The sequence below is a fragment of the Autumnicola psychrophila genome (genome assembly GCF_031846645.1).
Classification (GTDB): Bacteria; Bacteroidota; Bacteroidia; order Flavobacteriales; family Flavobacteriaceae; genus Autumnicola; species Autumnicola psychrophila.
The window spans coordinates 227,785-245,976 of sequence record NZ_JAVRHN010000005.1 but is presented as its reverse complement, the minus strand read 5'-3'; the positions used below and the strand labels follow the sequence as shown (position 1 = coordinate 245,976).

Annotated in this window: 16 protein-coding genes; 15 read left to right on the top strand and 1 reads right to left on the bottom strand. The window is 41.2% G+C overall.

The window, feature by feature from the left end:
- Window positions 1-3: 3 nt before the first annotated feature.
- Window positions 4-324 carry a DUF6660 family protein gene (locus tag RM541_RS17480; protein WP_432264668.1) on the bottom strand — a complete coding sequence of 107 codons (321 nt, stop codon included), beginning with the start codon at window positions 322-324 and terminating at the stop codon, window positions 4-6.
- Window positions 325-889: 565 nt separating this feature from the next.
- Between RM541_RS17480 and RM541_RS08440 the strand changes: the two genes are divergently transcribed.
- The 15 genes from RM541_RS08440 to RM541_RS08370 all read left to right on the top strand — a co-directional run bounded on the left by RM541_RS08440 (window position 890) and on the right by RM541_RS08370 (window position 18,163).
- On the top strand, window positions 890-1,258 hold the full coding sequence (locus tag RM541_RS08440; RefSeq protein ID WP_189602855.1) for an ArsR/SmtB family transcription factor: 369 nt from the start codon (window positions 890-892) through the stop codon (window positions 1,256-1,258).
- Window positions 1,255-1,854 carry a mercuric transport protein MerTP gene (merTP, locus tag RM541_RS08435; protein WP_189602856.1) on the top strand — a complete coding sequence of 200 codons (600 nt, stop codon included), beginning with the start codon at window positions 1,255-1,257 and terminating at the stop codon, window positions 1,852-1,854. The genes RM541_RS08440 and merTP overlap by 4 nt, the downstream gene beginning before the upstream one ends.
- On the top strand, window positions 1,851-3,197 hold the full coding sequence (locus RM541_RS08430) for a dihydrolipoyl dehydrogenase family protein (RefSeq protein ID WP_266069612.1): 1,347 nt from the start codon (window positions 1,851-1,853) through the stop codon (window positions 3,195-3,197). The genes merTP and RM541_RS08430 overlap by 4 nt, the downstream gene beginning before the upstream one ends.
- Window positions 3,198-3,205: 8 nt before the next feature.
- Window positions 3,206-3,412, top strand: coding sequence for a GDCCVxC domain-containing (seleno)protein (locus tag RM541_RS08425; RefSeq protein WP_229793613.1), 207 nt, complete (start codon window positions 3,206-3,208; stop codon window positions 3,410-3,412).
- A gap of 508 nt (window positions 3,413-3,920) precedes the next feature.
- Entirely contained in the window at window positions 3,921-4,358 is a 438-nt protein-coding gene (locus RM541_RS08420) for an HYC_CC_PP family protein (RefSeq protein ID WP_265164204.1), read from the top strand.
- 148 nt (window positions 4,359-4,506) lie between these two features.
- Window positions 4,507-6,879, top strand: coding sequence for a multicopper oxidase domain-containing protein (locus tag RM541_RS08415; protein ID WP_266069611.1), 2,373 nt, complete (start codon window positions 4,507-4,509; stop codon window positions 6,877-6,879).
- Between the two features lie 43 nt (window positions 6,880-6,922).
- On the top strand, window positions 6,923-7,543 hold the full coding sequence (locus RM541_RS08410) for a DUF3347 domain-containing protein (protein WP_265164202.1): 621 nt from the start codon (window positions 6,923-6,925) through the stop codon (window positions 7,541-7,543).
- A gap of 3 nt (window positions 7,544-7,546) precedes the next feature.
- Entirely contained in the window at window positions 7,547-8,002 is a 456-nt protein-coding gene (locus tag RM541_RS08405; protein WP_189602861.1) for a heme-binding domain-containing protein, read from the top strand.
- 111 nt (window positions 8,003-8,113) lie between these two features.
- Window positions 8,114-8,986 carry a DUF6503 family protein gene (locus RM541_RS08400; RefSeq protein WP_229793614.1) on the top strand — a complete coding sequence of 291 codons (873 nt, stop codon included), beginning with the start codon at window positions 8,114-8,116 and terminating at the stop codon, window positions 8,984-8,986.
- An 18-nt stretch (window positions 8,987-9,004) separates the two neighbouring features.
- Window positions 9,005-9,595 carry a DUF2911 domain-containing protein gene (locus RM541_RS08395; RefSeq protein WP_189602862.1) on the top strand — a complete coding sequence of 197 codons (591 nt, stop codon included), beginning with the start codon at window positions 9,005-9,007 and terminating at the stop codon, window positions 9,593-9,595.
- Window positions 9,596-9,629: 34 nt separating this feature from the next.
- Window positions 9,630-10,241 (top strand): helix-turn-helix domain-containing protein, encoded by a 612-nt coding sequence (locus RM541_RS08390; RefSeq protein WP_265164200.1) that lies wholly within the window; start codon window positions 9,630-9,632, stop codon window positions 10,239-10,241.
- Window positions 10,242-10,717: 476 nt separating this feature from the next.
- Window positions 10,718-11,113 (top strand): HYC_CC_PP family protein, encoded by a 396-nt coding sequence (locus tag RM541_RS08385; RefSeq protein WP_266069609.1) that lies wholly within the window; start codon window positions 10,718-10,720, stop codon window positions 11,111-11,113.
- A gap of 105 nt (window positions 11,114-11,218) precedes the next feature.
- Window positions 11,219-15,055 (top strand): efflux RND transporter permease subunit, encoded by a 3,837-nt coding sequence (locus RM541_RS08380; RefSeq protein WP_266069608.1) that lies wholly within the window; start codon window positions 11,219-11,221, stop codon window positions 15,053-15,055.
- On the top strand, window positions 15,055-16,347 hold the full coding sequence (locus RM541_RS08375; RefSeq protein ID WP_266069607.1) for a TolC family protein: 1,293 nt from the start codon (window positions 15,055-15,057) through the stop codon (window positions 16,345-16,347). Before RM541_RS08380 ends, RM541_RS08375 begins: the two co-directional genes overlap by 1 nt.
- The gene (locus RM541_RS08370; protein ID WP_266069606.1) at window positions 16,340-18,163 is read left to right on the top strand and encodes an efflux RND transporter periplasmic adaptor subunit; all 1,824 of its coding nucleotides are present in this window, start codon (window positions 16,340-16,342) and stop codon (window positions 18,161-18,163) included. The genes RM541_RS08375 and RM541_RS08370 overlap by 8 nt, the downstream gene beginning before the upstream one ends.
- The last annotated feature ends 29 nt before the right edge of the window (window positions 18,164-18,192 follow it).

The window sequence follows — 18,192 nt, the reverse complement described above, 5'->3', positions numbered from 1 at the left end:
GAATTAAACGCGGGGTGGTTGAAAGTGAGAAAAGGCAATTTCTTTGCCGACACGCTCTCCAAACAAAGGTGTCAAAAAAGGTATTTTTGGTTCAAAAATTTCTAAGGCACTGGGAGTGCTTCTCACCAAATGGATATGACAGCAGTGACACTGGCAAAAAGGAGGACAGTCATCAGAAGTCCCCTGCTGGTCTCCCGGCTGATCCTGGTATATTTCCATACTAACGGAGACAGTATCCTGATTTTCAGACACGGCTGTATCATCACAGGGTATAAAGTTTAGCCCCAGGAAATAAACGGATAATATGACTGCGAAAAATTTCACATTGCAAAGGTATTAAAATATGAATGCACAGGAAGTGCAATTAATAGATAGATGAGCTAATGAAAGGTTACTTAACCTAAGTTTAGAAACGGTGGCAGGCTTGTACATATTAATGTTGTGTTTAAAATGGCAATTACGGGAGGGAGAAGCCTAATTTTGAAATTCCTTCAGTAATAAAGATTGCCCCATCTAAGTTTTCCATCTAACCACTTTAGCGATGGTTTTACGGAAATTTCATTATTGAGTACTTTCTTTTACATCACAGTAACGGCATTGAGAATGGAAAACAAAGGGATTTATATACCAGCCATCCAGAAAGATATTTTCTATCTCAATGGGAATTTATTCTACATCCTATCCTACTTTTTTATTTTAATTATCAGCGACAAAAATGATTCAGCGATTTTCTTTATTTTTTCCTCCAGATAACTGATTAGTTGAATTAAAATGATGCCATTTGTAAAATAAAAAATAGTCCTACACCCTCGGATGTCAAAAATAATTAGCCGAACAAAATATTTCATGTATTTAAGTACTTGCTTAAATAATTTTTTACCTTTGTTTTATGGAAGAAAATAGTTGCATACGGAAAGAGGCCGATTTGAACCAAATCAAACGGTGTAAAGAACAAATATCAGAAGTTGAAGAGGCAGTAGGTGCCTTAACCAATAAGCTCTCTTTAGTAAGTAATAGCGTAAGATTAAAGATTCTTTATGTCCTTCAGGCAGAGGAAAGGTTATGTGTTTGTGATTTAAGTGATATTCTGAACATGACCATACCAGCAGTTTCGCAACACTTGCGAAAGTTGAAGGACAGGGATTTTGTAAAATCGGAAAAGGAAGGTCAAACAATCTTTTACTCGCTACGGGATGACCATCGGGAACTTCTTGCTCCTTTTTTTAATTTGTTGAATCGGCAACCTGAAGCCATATGAATGCTAAAAACAGTTTACTTGGAGTGGGAATTTTAACTGGTATCTCCAGTTCCCTTTGTTGCATAACTCCCTTACTTACTATAGTAGCAGGAACGGGAACCATGGCAGGTGCATTTGAATGGTTGGAGCCTTTTAGATGGCCTCTTGTCGTGATTTCCCTTTTTGCTTTGGCTGTTGCCTGGTATCTTAAGATTAAACCTGTCAAGGTTGAGGATTGCGGTTGCGACACAGAATCTCGAACATCATTCTTCCAATCCAGAACATTTTTGGGTGGAGTGACTGTTTTTGTTGCCTTGAGTTTAGCATTTCCTTACTACGCAGAAGCTTTTTATCCTTCCAATGAAAGAGAAGTTGTGTTCGTGCAGGAGAAAAACATTCAAACCATGGAATTCTTAGTGAGCGGTATGACCTGCGCAGGATGTGAGGGTCATGTAAAATCCGAAGTTAACAAGCTGAATGGTATTGTTTCCTGCAAAGTATCTTACGAAGATGGTAACACGGTTGTCGAATTCGATAATACACGTACTAATGTTCAAGAGGTAAAAACGGCTATTGCACGAACAGGATATAAAGTAACAGAAATTAGAAAACAATGAAACAATATGATGTTATAGTAATAGGTTCAGGTATGTCGGGTATGACCGTTGCGAACAAGTGTGCTTCCAAAGGATTAAAAGTAGCTGTGACAGATGAGCTACCCTATGGTGGAACTTGTGCTCTTCGTGGTTGTGACCCAAAAAAGATAATTATTGGTGCTACCGAAGTGAGAGACTTCGCTCAACGTCTGGTAGGAAAGGGTATTAATACGGTTCCTCAAGTAGAATGGAAGGACATTATGGCCTTTAAACAGGAATTTGTAGATGCAATGCCTGAAAAAATTGAAAAAGGATATAAACACAATGATATCGACACCTATCATGGTGCCGCTCGCTTCATCGGCAGTGATGCAGTCGAAATTGCATCGGAAGTTTTAAAGGGAAGCAAGATTGTTATTGCAACTGGAGCACGTCCACGCCAGTTGAAATTTGACGGTGGTCACCTTGCATTGACAAGTACAGATTTTTTAAATCTTCAGGAACTTCCTAACTCATTAATCTTTATAGGTGGTGGATACATTGCCTTTGAGTTTGCACATATAGCTAAGCGATGTGGAGCAGAAGTTACCATCATACATCGGGGACCTCAGCCTTTGGAGAATTTTGATAAGGATATAGTTCACCATTTGTCGGAGGCCACCAGAAAACTTGGAGTAAGATTGATGCTCGAAACAAACGTCACGGGAATCAAGCAAGATGCAAAAGGTTATACGGTAATTGGTGAAACAAATGGTTCCGAAACAGAGTTTACAGCTGAAGCTGTTTTCAACAGTGCGGGAAGAGTACCCCATATTGATGACTTGAACTTGAAGAAGGCTTCTGTAAATTATAACAAGAAAGGAATTGAGGTCAATAAGTACTTACAAAGTACCTCCAATCCATCCATATATGCTGCTGGTGACGCTGCCGATACTGATGGGCTTCCATTAACCCCGGTAGCTGTTTATGAAGGTAATATCATTGCTTCCAACATATTAAAGGGTAAAAATAAGAAACCGGAATATCCACCTATGCCGTCAGTTGTCTTTACCCTACCACCTATGGCTTCGGTAGGTCTGACTGAAGTGGAAGCGGAGAAAGCTGGGTTAAATATCAAAGTGAACACCAAGGCAGTTCCAGGGTGGTTCAATGCTAAACGTCTTAACGTTCAGGAATATGCTTATAAAACCATAATAGACACTGATAAAAGTACTTTGGTGGGAGCTCATCTCATTGGTCCGGGGGTAGAAGAAACGATTAACTTTTTCTCACTTGCGATGTACAAAGAGGTGCCAGTACGAGACTTAAAGAAAATGATTTATGCCTATCCGACAATGGGCTCGGATATCACATCAATGTTATAAACATACCTATGGAAACTATTTTAAAATCTGTTTTGACGTGTTCTAATTGCGGCCACTCCAAGCAAGAAGAAATGCCAACAGATGCCTGCCAGTTTTTTTATCAATGTGAGCAATGTAAAGAGGTTTTAAGGCCCAAAGAGGGTGATTGTTGTGTGTTCTGTTCATTTGGAAGTATTCCCTGTCCTCCTATTCAGGAGAATAAAAGTTGCTGTTAAATTCCCTTTTATAATTTGATTTCCACCCGGGGATATGTTTTTAAAATTAATAGTCTCCGGTAAAAAATCAAGATCGTTCCGCCAAAGGCAAAACGGCAAGAGAGAGGAAGTAAGACTAGGTTTTAATTATCTGATAAACAGATGGTTATAGCGTAAATATTTTTTACAACAGGCTAATTATCAGCAGAATTTATAATGCTTTAAAAGCAAGCTGTATAATTGAAAATACTCTTCAATGCCTCATTCATCAGGGATTTTAGCTGTTACCCAAAAAAACCCGGCTACAGAGCATTAATATAGTTCTTAAGAGGGAGAAGAATTGTCGTAGTCTTGACGGTATATTGAGGTTCGCCGAGATGCCGCTCAAAAGAGTTTTATATAATGAAATTAAGAAAGCTTATTTCGCTTAGCCAATTAGTACAACATTTTTCCATAATAGTATAACACTAGCTGCTATTTTATATTTAATTTCGCTTTTTAAGCGAAAAAATTAGGAGATCATTCTATTATGGGAATGTTTTCTCCATTGACGATGAAAAGTACATTGCGTAATATTGTCTCTATTTTGATGGCACTTGTGGTGTTGTTGTCTACTTTATCTTTTACTGTAGAAAAACATTTCTGTGGAGGTCTTTTAATGGATCTGGCTGTCTTTTCTGAAGCTAAAAGTTGCGTAATGGGAATTCATGATCATTACAATATGGCCACTTCCATGAAGAAGGATCATTGTTGTAGTAATGAAAAAATTTTAGTTGAAGGTCAGGACGAGTTGAAAAATTCGTTTTTATCGCTGGATTTTAAACAACAGGTGTTTTTAGGTGCTTTTGCGAATTCCTATGTGTCTCTATTTAATTATATACCTCGGCAGGTGCCGGCTTACACATTTTATTCTCCTCCTTTGCTGATCCATAGTATTTATCTTCGGGATCAGGTGTTTCTTATTTGATTTAATATTTTTGTCAATACCAGTTACTTACTACTGGTAAGGTATATCTGTTTTAGGAGTGAATTAAAATATTCATTGAGATTATACTTTATTTGAAATAGCCACTACAAATGACTTCATGTTCAAATATTAATTAAATTAATAGGAAATGGAAAAACATCTTTTTGCAGTATTATTAATAGTTGTATCAATAAATCTTACTAATGCCCAACAAACCCCCTCATTAGAAGGGAATGTGGATAATTTACCTGTACGGGAGTACCATTTAACCCTAGATGAAGAAATGGTCCATATTGCAGGAGAGGAAAGCATGGGCATGACGATTAACGGCAGCATTCCCGGTCCAACTTTAAACTTTAAAGAGGGGGAATATGCCGTTATATACGTTAAGAATGAAATGGAAGAGGAAACTTCAATTCATTGGCACGGCCTCCTGCTACCCAATTTTTACGACGGAGTGCCTTACCTCACTACACCACCCATAGAGCCCGGTAAGATACAGAAGTATGAATTTCCCCTCATTCAGGCTGGGACTTACTGGTATCACTCTCACACCATGCTGCAGGAACAAAGTGGCGTATACGGTTCAATTGTCATAGAACCACAAATACCATCGGCCGCTTATAATTATGATCACGACGAAGTACTGGTTCTATCGGATTGGACTTTTGAGAAACCGCGGAATGTCCTGCGGAACCTAAAGCGCGGCAACGAATGGTACAGCATTAAAAAAGGAACTGCGACTCCCTTGAACCGTGTAATTGCCAGGGGCGCTTTGGGTGCCCAGCTGGATTTCTGGCGTCAGCGCATGGAAGGTGCAGATATCGCGGACATATATTATCCTGCTTTTTTGACTAACGGGGATACAGTACAACATTACACCAAATATGAAGCCGGGGATAAGGTAAGGCTACGCATTATAAATGCAGCCGCATCAACGCAATTTTGGCTTACCTTCGGAGGCACTCCGCCTCTTTTAGTTTCGGCCGATGGCCTGGATGTGGTCCCGGTGAACAAAGAAAAACTTTTTATTTCCATCGCAGAAACCTATGACCTAATCATTACCATTCCTGAAAACGGACAGATTGAAATGCGGGCCGTAGCCCAGGATGGTTCAGGGGCTACACATGCCTATTTCGGAAGTGGAGACATACTACCGGCAGAGGTGCTGCCAAGGCCGGATAAAATAGGTATGATGATGCAGATGGCAGAAATGGACATGCGTATGGGAGCTCCCGCCATGAAATTCAATCCGGGCAAAGTCGAGCCCTACGAGTTTATGAAAGAATGGGGAATGGACATGGAACATGGTGAAAAAATGGAGGGGGATATGGGTATGGACCACGATAAAAAAATGGGGAATATGGACAGGCAGAGAATGCCCGAGATGGATCATGACGCACATGAACCGATGACTGACAGCCTTCGGGCAGAGCGTTCCTCTTCAGAGAAGACCCAAACTTCAGAAAAAGGACAGCAGAGGGGGGGATCCAATATGTCAAAAATGGGAATGTTTGCAGATTATAATTATGATTTTCTACAGGCTCCTGTCCCTACTACTATTGATGAGACGAAATCCGAAAGAGAGATTTTGCTGAACCTTACCGGCAATATGTGGCGCTACATCTGGAGTATGAATGGAGTACCCCTGGCCGAAGCCGATATGATTAAAATTGAAAAAGGTGAAAAAGTGCGAATAATATTCAACAACCTCACCATGATGCACCACCCCATGCATTTTCACGGCCATTTCTTTCGTGTTCTTAATAAGCATGGAGCCTATTCTCCGCTCAAGCACACAGTGAATGTAGCACCTATGCAAAAGACCATCATTGAATTTGAGGCCAATGAGGACAGTGATTGGTTTTTACACTGCCATGTGCTGTATCACATGGTTGGGGGCATGGCCAGGGCAGTAACCTACCAGACCGAGCGCAATCCACTAATGAAAGAACATCCCAGAGAAATTCTCTTTCAGGAAGGGAATCACTTTTTTACCTGGGGCTTAGCAGATGTAGCCTCTCACATGACCGAAGTGAATGTGGTTTCCAGCAATATCAGGAACCAGTTCAATTTAATTGCAGAATACGGCTGGAACGAAAATTTAGAAGCTGAGTTTTCTTACGAATATTACCTGAACGACTGGTTTCGGGTATTTGGTGGGGTGAACGTGGAAAATGAAATGAAAGATAACCTGGATGAACTAAGTACTACTGCCGTTGCCGGGGTACGCTATTTTACGCCATATATGTTCAACCTGGATGTACGGTTGGACCATAAGCTAAGACCGCAAATAAGTTTAAGCCGGGAAATTATGTTATTTCCAAGATTCGTCATATTCGGGGAATATGAGTTCCAGGCCGATTTTGGCTGGGTAAATGAATTGCCCCAAGGCACTGACTTTGAAAAAGAACAAGTGTACAATGTGGGTGCCGAATACTTCCTTTCCAGGAATTTTTCTGTAATGGGAAGTTATGACAACCGGTTTGGTGCGGGGGGTGGACTTAGCATAAGATTTTAGTGAAGTATCAATATCAATTAATATCAGTTTAAACAATTCAAAAATGAAAAATCTAAAAGTTAACTTAGGAATTGCAATGCTAGTAATTGTGAGCTTAACAGCAGTATCCTGTAAAAACAACAATGAAGAAGGAAACGTTGACCGTTCAGGAATGGACCATGAAAATATGAGCGAAGGTTCAGAAATGATGGAAGGTGGGGAACAAACTTCCGAAAATATGTCTGGCAGTGAAAACCAGGATTCACAGACGGGAATTATCGTTAATGATTATATGGAACTAAAAAATGCCCTGGTAGCCGATAATTCCGAAGGGGCTGCGCAAGCCGGTGAAAGCCTCGTAGCAGCTTTTGAAAACTTTAATATGAGCGGTTATGAAGCTGCCGAACGGCAGGAACTGACCGAAATTATTGAAAGTGCCAAGGAACACGCCGATCATATTTCCTATAGCGATATGGCACACCAAAGGGAACATTTTGAACTAATGAGCATTGATATGGTTGATATGCTGGCTATTACCGGTTCCCCCGAAAGGCTTTATCAGCAGTTTTGCCCTATGTACAACAACAAGAAAGGCGCGATTTGGCTAAGCACCAGTGAGGAAATAAGGAACCCTTACTTTGGACAAAATATGCTTAGCTGTGGAGAAGTCCAGAAGGAAATTTAAGGAATGAAGTTCCTAAAGATCATCGGTCTGATTTTATTGGTTGCCTTTGTGGGGATACAGTTTATCCCCACAAACCGCAATCATAGTGATTATATTCCTAAATCAGATTTTACGGAGATTTACGAGGTGCCCGAAAACATCAATACCATCCTGCAAACCTCTTGTTATGACTGCCATAGCAATAATACCAATTATCCATGGTATAATAAGATCCAGCCGTTTACCTGGTATTTGAACGACCATATTGAAAAAGGCAAGGCAGATTTGAATTTTAGTGAATTTGGGGAATATTCCTCCCGGCGGCAAAGAAGTAAGTTGCGCTCTATAAGCAGCCAGGTGAAAGATGGGGAAATGCCTTTGCAATCATATACCCTGGTGCATTGGGATGCGAAACTTTCTGACAAGGAGAAGGAAGAATTCACAGTTTGGATGGATTCTTTGGCCATGGAAGTAAGGTAAAAGAAAATAATCCCCCGGCCCTGTGCCTGGAAATTGTCTGTTTAATTAGTTAACACTTCAGGTGCAGGGTCTTTATAAAAAGTTTTCAGCAACAAATAAAAATTATAATTATTGGTCAAAAGAAAAACAGGGGTAAAATTGAGGAAAGCCCATCGTTATCTGGGACTTTTCATAGGGATCGAATTTAAGTACTTTAAAATGGGAGAAATCAAAATGAACACCTTTCACAAAAATACAGTTCTAACTGCTATACTGGTTTCAGTATTATCGCTGTCTTGTGGCACTTCCGAAAAAAAATCAGAAGGTGAGAAAATTATAGAGAAAAGTATTGAGGCCTCCGGTGGAGAAAACTATGTAAATGCTGAAATCGATTTCACTTTTAGGAACAGGAGATATAAGAGTAAACGCAATGGGGACATCTTCCGGTTGGAGCGTATTGTAAAGGATTCCGCCGGTAACACCACACATGATGTTCTAAGCAATGAGGGTCTGAAACGTTTTGTAAACAGCAAAGCTGCTACTGTTCCAGATTCGATGGTCACCCGGATAAGTGATGGGGTAAATTCTGTTCATTATTTTGTCCAGGTGCCTTTTGTGCTCAATTCGCCTGCGGCCAACAAAGAACTGTTGGGGGAAGATGAGGTGGAAGGGGAGACCTATTACGAAGTTAAAGTTACCTTTCGTGAGGAAGGTGGAGGGACAGATTTTGAGGATGAGTTCTTATACTGGATCCACAAGGAAAATTTCACGGTAGATTATTTAGCTTATAGGTTTTTTACCAATGACGGGGGAATAAGGTTCAGGAAAGCGTTGAATCCCAGGGTGGTAGAAGGAATCAGGTTCGTAGATTACCAAAACTATAAAGCCAAAGAGTTTTCCACACCGTTACGTGATTTGGACTCCCTATATGAAGCAGGAAAACTGGAATTTTTCTCTGATATCCAAACTGAAAATATTAGCGTAAGCATTAATAAAAACAATTAATTAAACACAACATTTTCCATGAAAACCACAAAATATATTATTTACGTGCTGCTTGTATTATTTTCCACAAGTGGGATGCAGGCGCAACATGAAAACCACCAGGCCGAAAAGGTGACAACACAAAACAAAGAGGTGTTAAGTCCGCATACCAGTACCATGGCCATAATTGATGGGGCTCATATTCATATAGATTATTCTTCACCACGCGTGCGTGACAGGATAATTTTTGGCGGACTGGTAGGCTACAACACAGTTTGGCAGGCCGGAGCTCATAAAGCGACCTGGATAGAAACCAATAAGGATTTGGTAATTGGTGATGAAATATTGCCTGCCGGGAAGTATGCTTTTTTTACAGTTCCCGGTAAAGAAAATTGGAAAGTCATGTTCAATTCCCGTTGGGATCAGCATGGAAAGGATGAATATGATGAAAAAGAAAATGTAGTTGTTTTGGAAGTTCATTCTGAGACGCTGGAGAATGTCCAGGAGGCACTGACTTATGAAGTTCAAAAAATAGAAAATGATGAAGGAGTAATTTCTCTCACTTGGGAAAGAAAGAAAATTAGTATTCCTTTTCAAGTCAGTGCAGATGAACAAAGGATGAATGACTAAGTATAAAACCTAAAGAACTAACCAACCATCAACCATGAAAAAGGAAATTTTAATTGACAGGAATTCTATGAATATTGAAAATCATAGAGTTATTCAGATTAAAAATGTAGTTTGCCAGCGATGCAAAAGGAGCGTAAGAGAAATACTGACTACATTAAAAATTCCTTTCAAAAGAGTGTCTTTGGGAGAGGCAGAGTTGGAAAGGAGTCTCTCAGATTTTGAGTTCACATTGTTTCAGGAAGAGTTACGTAAAGTGGGATTTGAGCTCATTTTCGAAAAAAATGAACGCCTGGTGAACCAGATAAAATCAATAATCATTGCGCGGGTTTACAAGGAGGAAGATTTTGGGAAACAGAAGATTTCAGATCTGTTGACCAGCCGTCTACACTACGACTATAGCCATCTTACCCATATTTTTACAAAACTTGAAGGGAAAAATATTCAGAAGTTTTATAGTGAAGTAAAGATAGAAAGAATAAAGGAGTTATTGGAGTATAACGAGCTAACTGTTTTAGAGATTGCTCATGAAACGGGGTACAGCAGTGCTACCTACCTATCAACCCACTTTAAAAAAGCTACTGGTGTAACTCCTTCGGATTATAAAAATAAAGAAGAAAAACGTAAAACAGATCTCAATAGGTTCTGAGATAGTAAGGAATTGATCTTTTGTGAAAAGAAACATTACAATAAGTTTTTTGTTGAAAGCCATGGGAAAATAGAAGGTTTGGCCGCCTATATTGTCTCAATTTTTAGATACTGGTAATTTAGGTAAAGTAAATATTCTCTTTTCTAAACGTCATATGATTCTTCTATATTTTATAATCTTTTCATGACCATTTTTCGTAGTCTTTACTGTTAAATAATTACAAACCCTTAATAGTGAATGTTTTTTCTGTTATATTAAAAGTGCTTTTGAACCTTTTGAGCTATCTTTATTCTGGATAAGGAAAATGCGTCCTATGTTTAGAATTCTGAGAGAAAAGGGAAAATATGACTTTGATCATATTTGAAAAAAGAGCAATTAATTATTTTTGTTATTGAATTATTAAAATGCTCCAAATATAATTTCAACCTTATTTCAGTGATAATTAGCTAATGAATAGAGGAAATTAGAAGAGTGTTATGAAAGCCTTCCTATTAAAAATATCATCTTTGGTCCTGGCATTTTTAATGTTCCTATCGACAATGTCCTTTACTGTGAATAAACACTTTTGCGGTGATTTTCTTGTGGACCAATCAGTCTTTTTTGAAGCTGATACCTGCGGAATGGAACATGATTCCGGAGTAGCTGATGAGAAAGGTTGTTCTGACGATTCTATAGCTATTGATGGTCAGAAAGATTTGAAGATATCCTTTTATGATCTCAACTTTGATCAGCAAGTATTTCTTGTAAGTTTTGCTTATTCATTTAACGGGCTTTTTGAAGAACTGCCTGCGAAAGATATTCCTTTTATCAAGTATATACCTCCCTTAATCGTTCAGGAAATCCACATATTGAACGAGACCTTCTTAATTTGATTCTGAATTAATATTTAGGCTCTGGTGCTTTACCGCCGGAGCAGAGTTTTTTTGATGTTGCAAACGTGCAGCTTCAAAAGAGTATTAATTCAGAATTAAAACCAAATGCTTAATAAAACTATAAAGTTCTTTTTAGAGAACAAATTGGTGACCGCTTTACTTACGGTTGCCTTAATGGCCTGGGGAGTAGCTACAGCACCGTTTAACTGGGACTTAGACTGGATGCCAAGGGATCCCGTGCCAGTGGATGCCATACCAGACATTGGTGAAAACCAACAAATCGTCTATACCGAATGGATGGGGAAATCTCCTCAGGACATCGAGGACCAAATAACCTATCCCCTTACTACTTCACTCTTGGGAGTGCCAGGCGTAAAAACTATTCGAAGTAGTTCCCTTTTTGGTCTTTCAAGCATCTATATAATTTTTGAAGAGGATGTGGAATTTTACTGGAGCCGCTCGAGAATTCTTGAGAAGTTAAATTCTCTGCCCGCCGGAACACTCCCAGCAGACGTCCAGCCCGCCCTGGGTCCTGATGCTACAGCATTGGGACAGGTGTTTTGGTACACTCTGGAGGGAAGAGACCCAAAAACCGGTGAGCCAACCGGGGGGTGGGATCCTCAGGAGCTTCGTACTATTCAGGATTTTTATATCAAGTACTCTTTATCTGCTGCCGAAGGTGTATCTGAAGTAGCTTCAATAGGAGGATTTGTCAAGGAGTATCAGGTGGAAATTGATCCTACCGCGATGAAAAGCTACGGCGTAAATGTCAAACAAATAATGGAGGCTGTGCGGGAGAGCAATCTGGATGTAGGAGCACGCACCATTGAGTTTAACCGGGCAGAATATCTGGTTCGTGGATTGGGCTATATAGAAAGCCTTGAGGATCTCGAAGAAGCTGTTGTTGCTGTCAATGAGAATACTCCTATTCGCCTCAAAGATGTGGCCAGGATACAGATGGGGCCAGCTACCAGGCGCGGTGGGCTGGACAAAGGGGGCGCAGAGGCAACAGGAGCGGTGGTTGTCGCAAGATATGGCTCGAACCCTCTCGCAGTTATTGATAATGTAAAAAAGGAAATAGAGAATATTGCTCCCGGATTGCCAAGTAAGACACTGGCAGACGGAACTGTCTCCAAAGTTACAATCGTGCCTTTCTACGATCGCTCCGGATTAATTTATGAGACTTTAGGAACCCTGGAGGAAGCACTTATTCTGGAGATCTTGATTAGCATTATAGTGGTCATAGTACTCGTTCTAAATTTAAGGGCAGCTATTATGATTTCAGGTCTACTTCCTATTGGGGTACTCATGACGTTTATAGTCATGCAGTACGCAGGAGTAGATGCCAATATCGTAGCTCTTTCCGGGATTGCCATTGCTATTGGAGTCATGCTTGACGTTGGGGTGATCTTCACAGAGAACATACTGCGACATCTTGAATTACCTGATAATAAAGGTCGTCCTATATTGCCCGTCATCTACGAAGGAACGGTTGAAATTGCCTCAGCCGTATTAACTGCACTGGCAACAACGGTCATTAGTTTTATTCCCGTTTTTGCTATGACAGGACAGGAAGGAAAGTTATTTGGACCACTTGCCTTCACAAAAACCTTTGCCCTTATTGCTGCGATGTTTGTGGGACTCGTTGTGATCCCCGCCTTGGCGCATGGACTCTTTTCCATGAACTTTGGGAAAAAGAAAACCCGGAGAATTTGGAATTTTGCCCTTATTGCATTAGGAATTTTACTATTGTTTAAGGTAGCCTGGGTAGGATTAATGTTTATAGCACTGGGAGTTAACAATCTTCTGGAGCCGCGATGGCCTGAAGAAAAGCGTAAATATCCAACCTATCTAAACATTGGAATTGTATTAGTTGGGGTCCTGTTTTTCTTAAACAGAGAATGGTTGCCACTTGGTGCAGATCAATCTGAATTTACCAATCTCATTTTTGTAGGAGGGATTATAGTCATAGTGCTGGGATTATTAATGGCGATGGTAAAATATTACCAACCCATCCTTAGGTGGGCTTTAGAAAATAAATGGAAATTTTTGTCGCTTCCCATTTTGATAATTCTCTTCGGGCTTTTTACCTGGCAGGGTTTTGATAAGATCTTTAGTCCTGTTGCTACAGGCTTTGATAAACTTGGATATAACGTAAGGCAAACTGAGGTTTGGCTGGGTATAAGTGAAACCTTTCCTGGTGCAGGTGAAGAGTTCATGCCTCCGTTAGAAGAAGGATCATTCTTATTAATGCCCACCACAATGCCCCACTCCGGTGTAGAGGAAAATATTGAAACAATTCGAATCCTGGACAAGAGAGTAACTGCAATTCCAGAGGTTGACATGACGGTAGGTAAATGGGGACGGGCAGCGACAGCTTTGGATCCAGCCCCAATATCGATGTACGAGAATGTTATAAACTACAGGTCGGAATATGTTCTTGACCAGAACGGCCGTCGCATGCGATTTGAAGTGAACGATGAAGAGCAGTATGTTTTGCAGAACGGGGAAGTTTTTGATCCTGAGACGATGCAGCGACAAGATCTTGATGTGTCTCTATTGGTTCCCGACGCAGGCGGTGAATATTTCCGTCAATGGAGGGATCACATCAAATCACCAGACGATATTTGGGATGAGATAGTTAGCACTACCAGCTTACCGGGAGTCACCTCTGCACCAAAGCTGCAGCCCATAGCCACGAGATTAATAATGCTCTCCACAGGAATGCGAGCCCCCATGGGTATGAAAATATTTGGCCCCGATCTGGAAACGATTGAAGAGGTTGGGCTACAAATGGAAGCAATCCTACAAGAAGTGCCGGGTATAAAAGCACCGTCTGTTTTTGCCGACCGGGTAGTAGGTAAACCTTATCTGGAACTTGATATAAACCGACAGGCGATCGCGCGATACGGTTTATCTATTGGTGATGTGCAACGTATAATAAGTGCTGCCGTGGGAGGTATGTCTATGACTACCACCGTAGAAGGTCGGGAAAGGTATGGGGTTAGGCTGAGGTATGCCCGTGAGTTCAGGGATAATCCTGAAGATGTCAAAAGCATACTGGTACCTACCCCTACCGGAGTCCAAATTCCTTTGGGAGATTTGGCGGAGGTCCAGTATGTACAAGGACCTCAGGTCATAAAGAGTGAGGATACTTTCTTGCTCTCCTATGTAATTTTTGATAAGGAAGCTGATGTTGCAGAGGTAGATGTAGTAGAAAATGCACAAGCTCTGATCAATGAGAAAATTGAATCAGGAGAATTTGTAGTACCTCCCGGAGTGAGCTACAAGTTTGCAGGGAACTACGAAAATCAATTAAGGGCTGCAAAAACTTTGTCTATTGTTATTCCTATCAGCTTGTTAGCTATTTTTCTGCTGCTTTACTTCCAGTTTGGCAATTTTCAGACCACATTAATGGCCTTTTCAGGTGTCTTCGTGGCATTGTCGGGAGGGTTTATCCTGCTCTGGTTGTATAACCAGACGTGGTTCCTGGATTTCAATCTTCTTGGAGAAAATATGCGGGAGGTCTTTCAAATAGGGCCTATAAACTTAAGTGTTGCGGTCTGGGTAGGTTTTATTGCCCTTTTTGGGGTGGCAACAGACGACGGCGTACTTATGGGAACCTATCTCAAGCAGGTTTTTGCTGAAGAAAGAACGACAGACAAAGCTTCCATTAGAAGAGCTGTAGTAATGGCAGGAAGTAAAAGGGTAAGGCCCGCTGTCATGACCACTGCAACTACGTTAATTGCGCTAATGCCTATCCTCACTTCTACAGGTAAAGGTTCAGATATTATGATCCCAATGGCGATACCTACCTTTGGAGGAATGCTGTTCCAAACCATAACGATGTTTGTGGTTCCTGTACTGTATAGCATGTGGCAGGAGAGAAAATGGTCAAACCCCAAGTTACAGGAGCAACATAAAAAAGAATTAAATCAGTAATGAGAAAGAAAATCATAAATACAGGCGTTTTGATAATGCTATTTGTAGGAATATCTACAACGGCATCCTACGCCCAGGAAGAAGAATTCGAAAGCAGGTATTTGAATAAATATCTTGTATTGGCAGCCGAAGAAAATCCTGAATTAAGATCCCTTTTCAATGAATATCTCGCTGTTTTGGAGGAGGTAACCCAAGAAGGAACATTGCCCGATCCCCAGGCTAGTTTTGGTTACTTCATCCAACCAGTAGAAACCCGGGTAGGGGCGCAACAGGCTATGGCTTCCTTTAGCCAGATGTTTCCCTGGTTTGGGACTCTTGGAGCTCAGGAGCGGGTTGCGGCTGAAAGGGCTCAGGCCAGGTTACAGGTTTTTGAAGATGCTAAACTTGAGCTTTACAGGGATATAAAAATAACCTACACCGAGTTGTATTACCTTGAAACAGCTATCGAGGTTATGGAAGAAAACCTGGAACTGCTTAGCTCTTTTAAGGCCATTGCTGAGGTGCAGTTCGAGAGCGGGAGTACAGGTTTTTCCTCTGTACTGCAGGTTGAACTGGAAGAGGAAGAATTGGAAAGCAGGCTCGCATACCTGCGGGACAGCAGGCTTCCCCTGGTGACGGAGTTTGAAGAGTTGTTAAATTCAGAACTCCAGGAACCCCTTGAGTTTCCCGACAATCTTTGGGAGGAAGAACTTATAATTGAGAAGAGGGCTCTGCTGGAGATGATCTTAGCCAGAAATCCGCGCCTTGAACAGCTCGACCATGAGGCGAGGAGTTTCGGGGAGCAGCTTACGGTGGCTAAAAAAATGGGTTTACCTTCATTTACGTTAGGTGCAAGCTATACGAATATTGCCCCAAGAACCGATTTAGAACCCGGAATGGCACTTCCCGACAATGGACAGGATGTTTTCATTTTTCCACAGGTGGGGATTCGGATACCTCTTTACAGAAAAAAATACAAGTCCATGCGGCAGGAAGCCATCCTGCAGCAAGAGGCAGTGGAATTGAGAAGGGAAAACCTGGAGAATGAACTGGAAACCGAGTTGGAACGCTTATATCGCGACTACATTGACGCACGACGGAATGTTGAGCTTTATGGCCGTTTAACAACAATTGCCCGACAATCCCTGGAGCTGTTCCAGACTGAACTTTCCACAGGCCGAAATAATGTCCTGGAGATCATTCGTATGGAACGACAGCTTTTAAACTACGGCCTTGAACTGGCAAGGGCAAGAACAGAACAAAATAACAACGTATACAGGATCAATTATTTAATTGGAGAAAATTATGAATAAGATAGATAAGAAATCAATTTATATCGGCCTCGGCTTTTTATTTGGAGGGCTCCTATTGGGGTGGCTTTTTTTTGGTGGAACATCAGAAAGTTCAGCCACCAACGAAAATCAGCTGGAGGAAGCCCATGCTCATGAGGAAGGAGAATCAGAAATATGGACTTGTGCAATGCATCCACAGATCAGACAGGAGGAACCGGGAAATTGTCCCATATGCGGCATGGAATTAATACCCGTAAAAGCGTCTGCAGCTGTCAATGACTCTGAGATACAAATGAGTGAAGCCGCAGCCAGAATTGCCGATATTCAAACCGTGACTGTAAAGGCAGGGTCACCTACTAAAGAGATATATCTTACGGGGAGGGTAACCGCAGATGAGCGCAATGTTTCGGCTGTGACTGCACGTTTTCCGGGACGTATTGAGAAATTATTTGTGAACTTCACGGGACAGGAAGTGAGGAGAGGAGAAAGATTGGCTTCTATTTATTCCCCAGAACTGGTACAGGCGCAAAAGGAGCTATTGGAAGCTGTCAGGTTTAAAGAGACAAACCCTTCCTTTTATGAAGCCGCGGTAAGGAAACTGAAGCAGTGGGATTTGACAGATGTTCAAATTCAGAATATTCAGGAGAACGGGCAAGTGCAATACAATTTTGATATCTATTCAACACAGTCGGGAACCGTTACCAGTAGAAATATAAGTGAAGGGGATTATGTGGGTGAAGGTCAGCCGCTTTTTGATATTGCTAATTTGAACAAGGTGTGGGTTCTTTATGACGCCTATGAAAGCGATCTTGCCTGGATTAAAGAAGGAGATAAAGTTACTTTTTCTGTACCCTCGATGCCGGGTCAAACCTTTTCAAGTACTGTTACTTTTATTGATCCGGTTATTAACCCCCAAACCCGGGTCGCTTTGGTGCGAACAGAAGTAGATAATCCTAAAGGCCAGCTAAAGCCAGACATGTTCGCCCAGGGGGTCATTAATAGCAAACTGGAAAATATGGAAAATGCACTGGTAATACCCAAGTCTTCTGTCCTGTGGACCGGGAAAAGAGCTGTGGTCTATGTAAAGAGCCCGGAGTTTGAAGAGCCTACCTTTGAGTTCAGGGAAGTGGTCTTAGGGCCCGAGGCAGGGGACTTGTATGTGGTTACAGAAGGTCTGGAAGCGGGAGATGAGGTGGTAGCCAATGGAGTATTCAAGGTGGATGCTGCAGCACAATTACAAGGCAAACGAAGTATGATGAGCCCGGAAGGTGGTCCTGCCATGACAGGACACAATCACGGTGGAATGGAAATGGAAGAGGGGAACGACATGCCGGAGCAAACAAAAACTTCAAAATTTGTTCAGGAAGATGTGATGGATATGAGCAAAGATGTCCCTAAAGCTTTCAAAAACCAACTTAATAAAGTAATCGAAGCCTATCTGGAACTTAAAGAAGGACTGGTTAGGGCTAATATAGAGGAGACACAGGAATCGAGTACAGAACTGTTGTCTGCTCTTGATAAACTTGATGGAAATTCCCTGTCTGGTCATGCTAAGGATTTCTGGGAAGAAAAAAAGGCCTTCTTGTTCAAACACACAAAGTTGTGTAAGGAGGCTAATACAATAGAAGGGAAACGCGAAAACTTTATTTTCCTTTCACAGCCTTTAATAAAAATCGTAGAGGCTTTTGGAGCTAACCAGAAGTTGTATGTGAACTTTTGCCCCATGGCCAATAATAACAAAGGTGCCTACTGGCTAAGTAACAGCAAAGAAATCAGGAACCCGTTTTTTGGAGAAGCCATGCTTACCTGCGGTGAAGTGAGATCGACAATAAACTAAAAACTGAAAGATAAATTAAATACTAATAT

Excerpts from the sequence above, each read along its gene's own strand:
- RM541_RS08440 (WP_189602855.1), top strand. The coding sequence starts at position 890 with ATGGAAGAAAATAGTTGCATACGGAAAGAGGCCGATTTGAACCAAATC.
- merTP (WP_189602856.1), top strand. The coding sequence starts at position 1,255 with ATGAATGCTAAAAACAGTTTACTTGGAGTGGGAATTTTAACTGGTATC.
- RM541_RS08430 (WP_266069612.1), top strand. The coding sequence starts at position 1,851 with ATGAAACAATATGATGTTATAGTAATAGGTTCAGGTATGTCGGGTATG.
- RM541_RS08425 (WP_229793613.1), top strand. The coding sequence starts at position 3,206 with ATGGAAACTATTTTAAAATCTGTTTTGACGTGTTCTAATTGCGGCCAC.
- RM541_RS08420 (WP_265164204.1), top strand. The coding sequence starts at position 3,921 with ATGGGAATGTTTTCTCCATTGACGATGAAAAGTACATTGCGTAATATT.
- RM541_RS08415 (WP_266069611.1), top strand. The coding sequence starts at position 4,507 with ATGGAAAAACATCTTTTTGCAGTATTATTAATAGTTGTATCAATAAAT.
- RM541_RS08410 (WP_265164202.1), top strand. The coding sequence starts at position 6,923 with ATGAAAAATCTAAAAGTTAACTTAGGAATTGCAATGCTAGTAATTGTG.
- RM541_RS08405 (WP_189602861.1), top strand. The coding sequence starts at position 7,547 with ATGAAGTTCCTAAAGATCATCGGTCTGATTTTATTGGTTGCCTTTGTG.
- RM541_RS08395 (WP_189602862.1), top strand. The coding sequence starts at position 9,005 with ATGAAAACCACAAAATATATTATTTACGTGCTGCTTGTATTATTTTCC.
- RM541_RS08390 (WP_265164200.1), top strand. The coding sequence starts at position 9,630 with ATGAAAAAGGAAATTTTAATTGACAGGAATTCTATGAATATTGAAAAT.
- RM541_RS08385 (WP_266069609.1), top strand. The coding sequence starts at position 10,718 with ATGAAAGCCTTCCTATTAAAAATATCATCTTTGGTCCTGGCATTTTTA.
- RM541_RS08380 (WP_266069608.1), top strand. The coding sequence starts at position 11,219 with ATGCTTAATAAAACTATAAAGTTCTTTTTAGAGAACAAATTGGTGACC.
- RM541_RS08375 (WP_266069607.1), top strand. The coding sequence starts at position 15,055 with ATGAGAAAGAAAATCATAAATACAGGCGTTTTGATAATGCTATTTGTA.
- RM541_RS08370 (WP_266069606.1), top strand. The coding sequence starts at position 16,340 with ATGAATAAGATAGATAAGAAATCAATTTATATCGGCCTCGGCTTTTTA.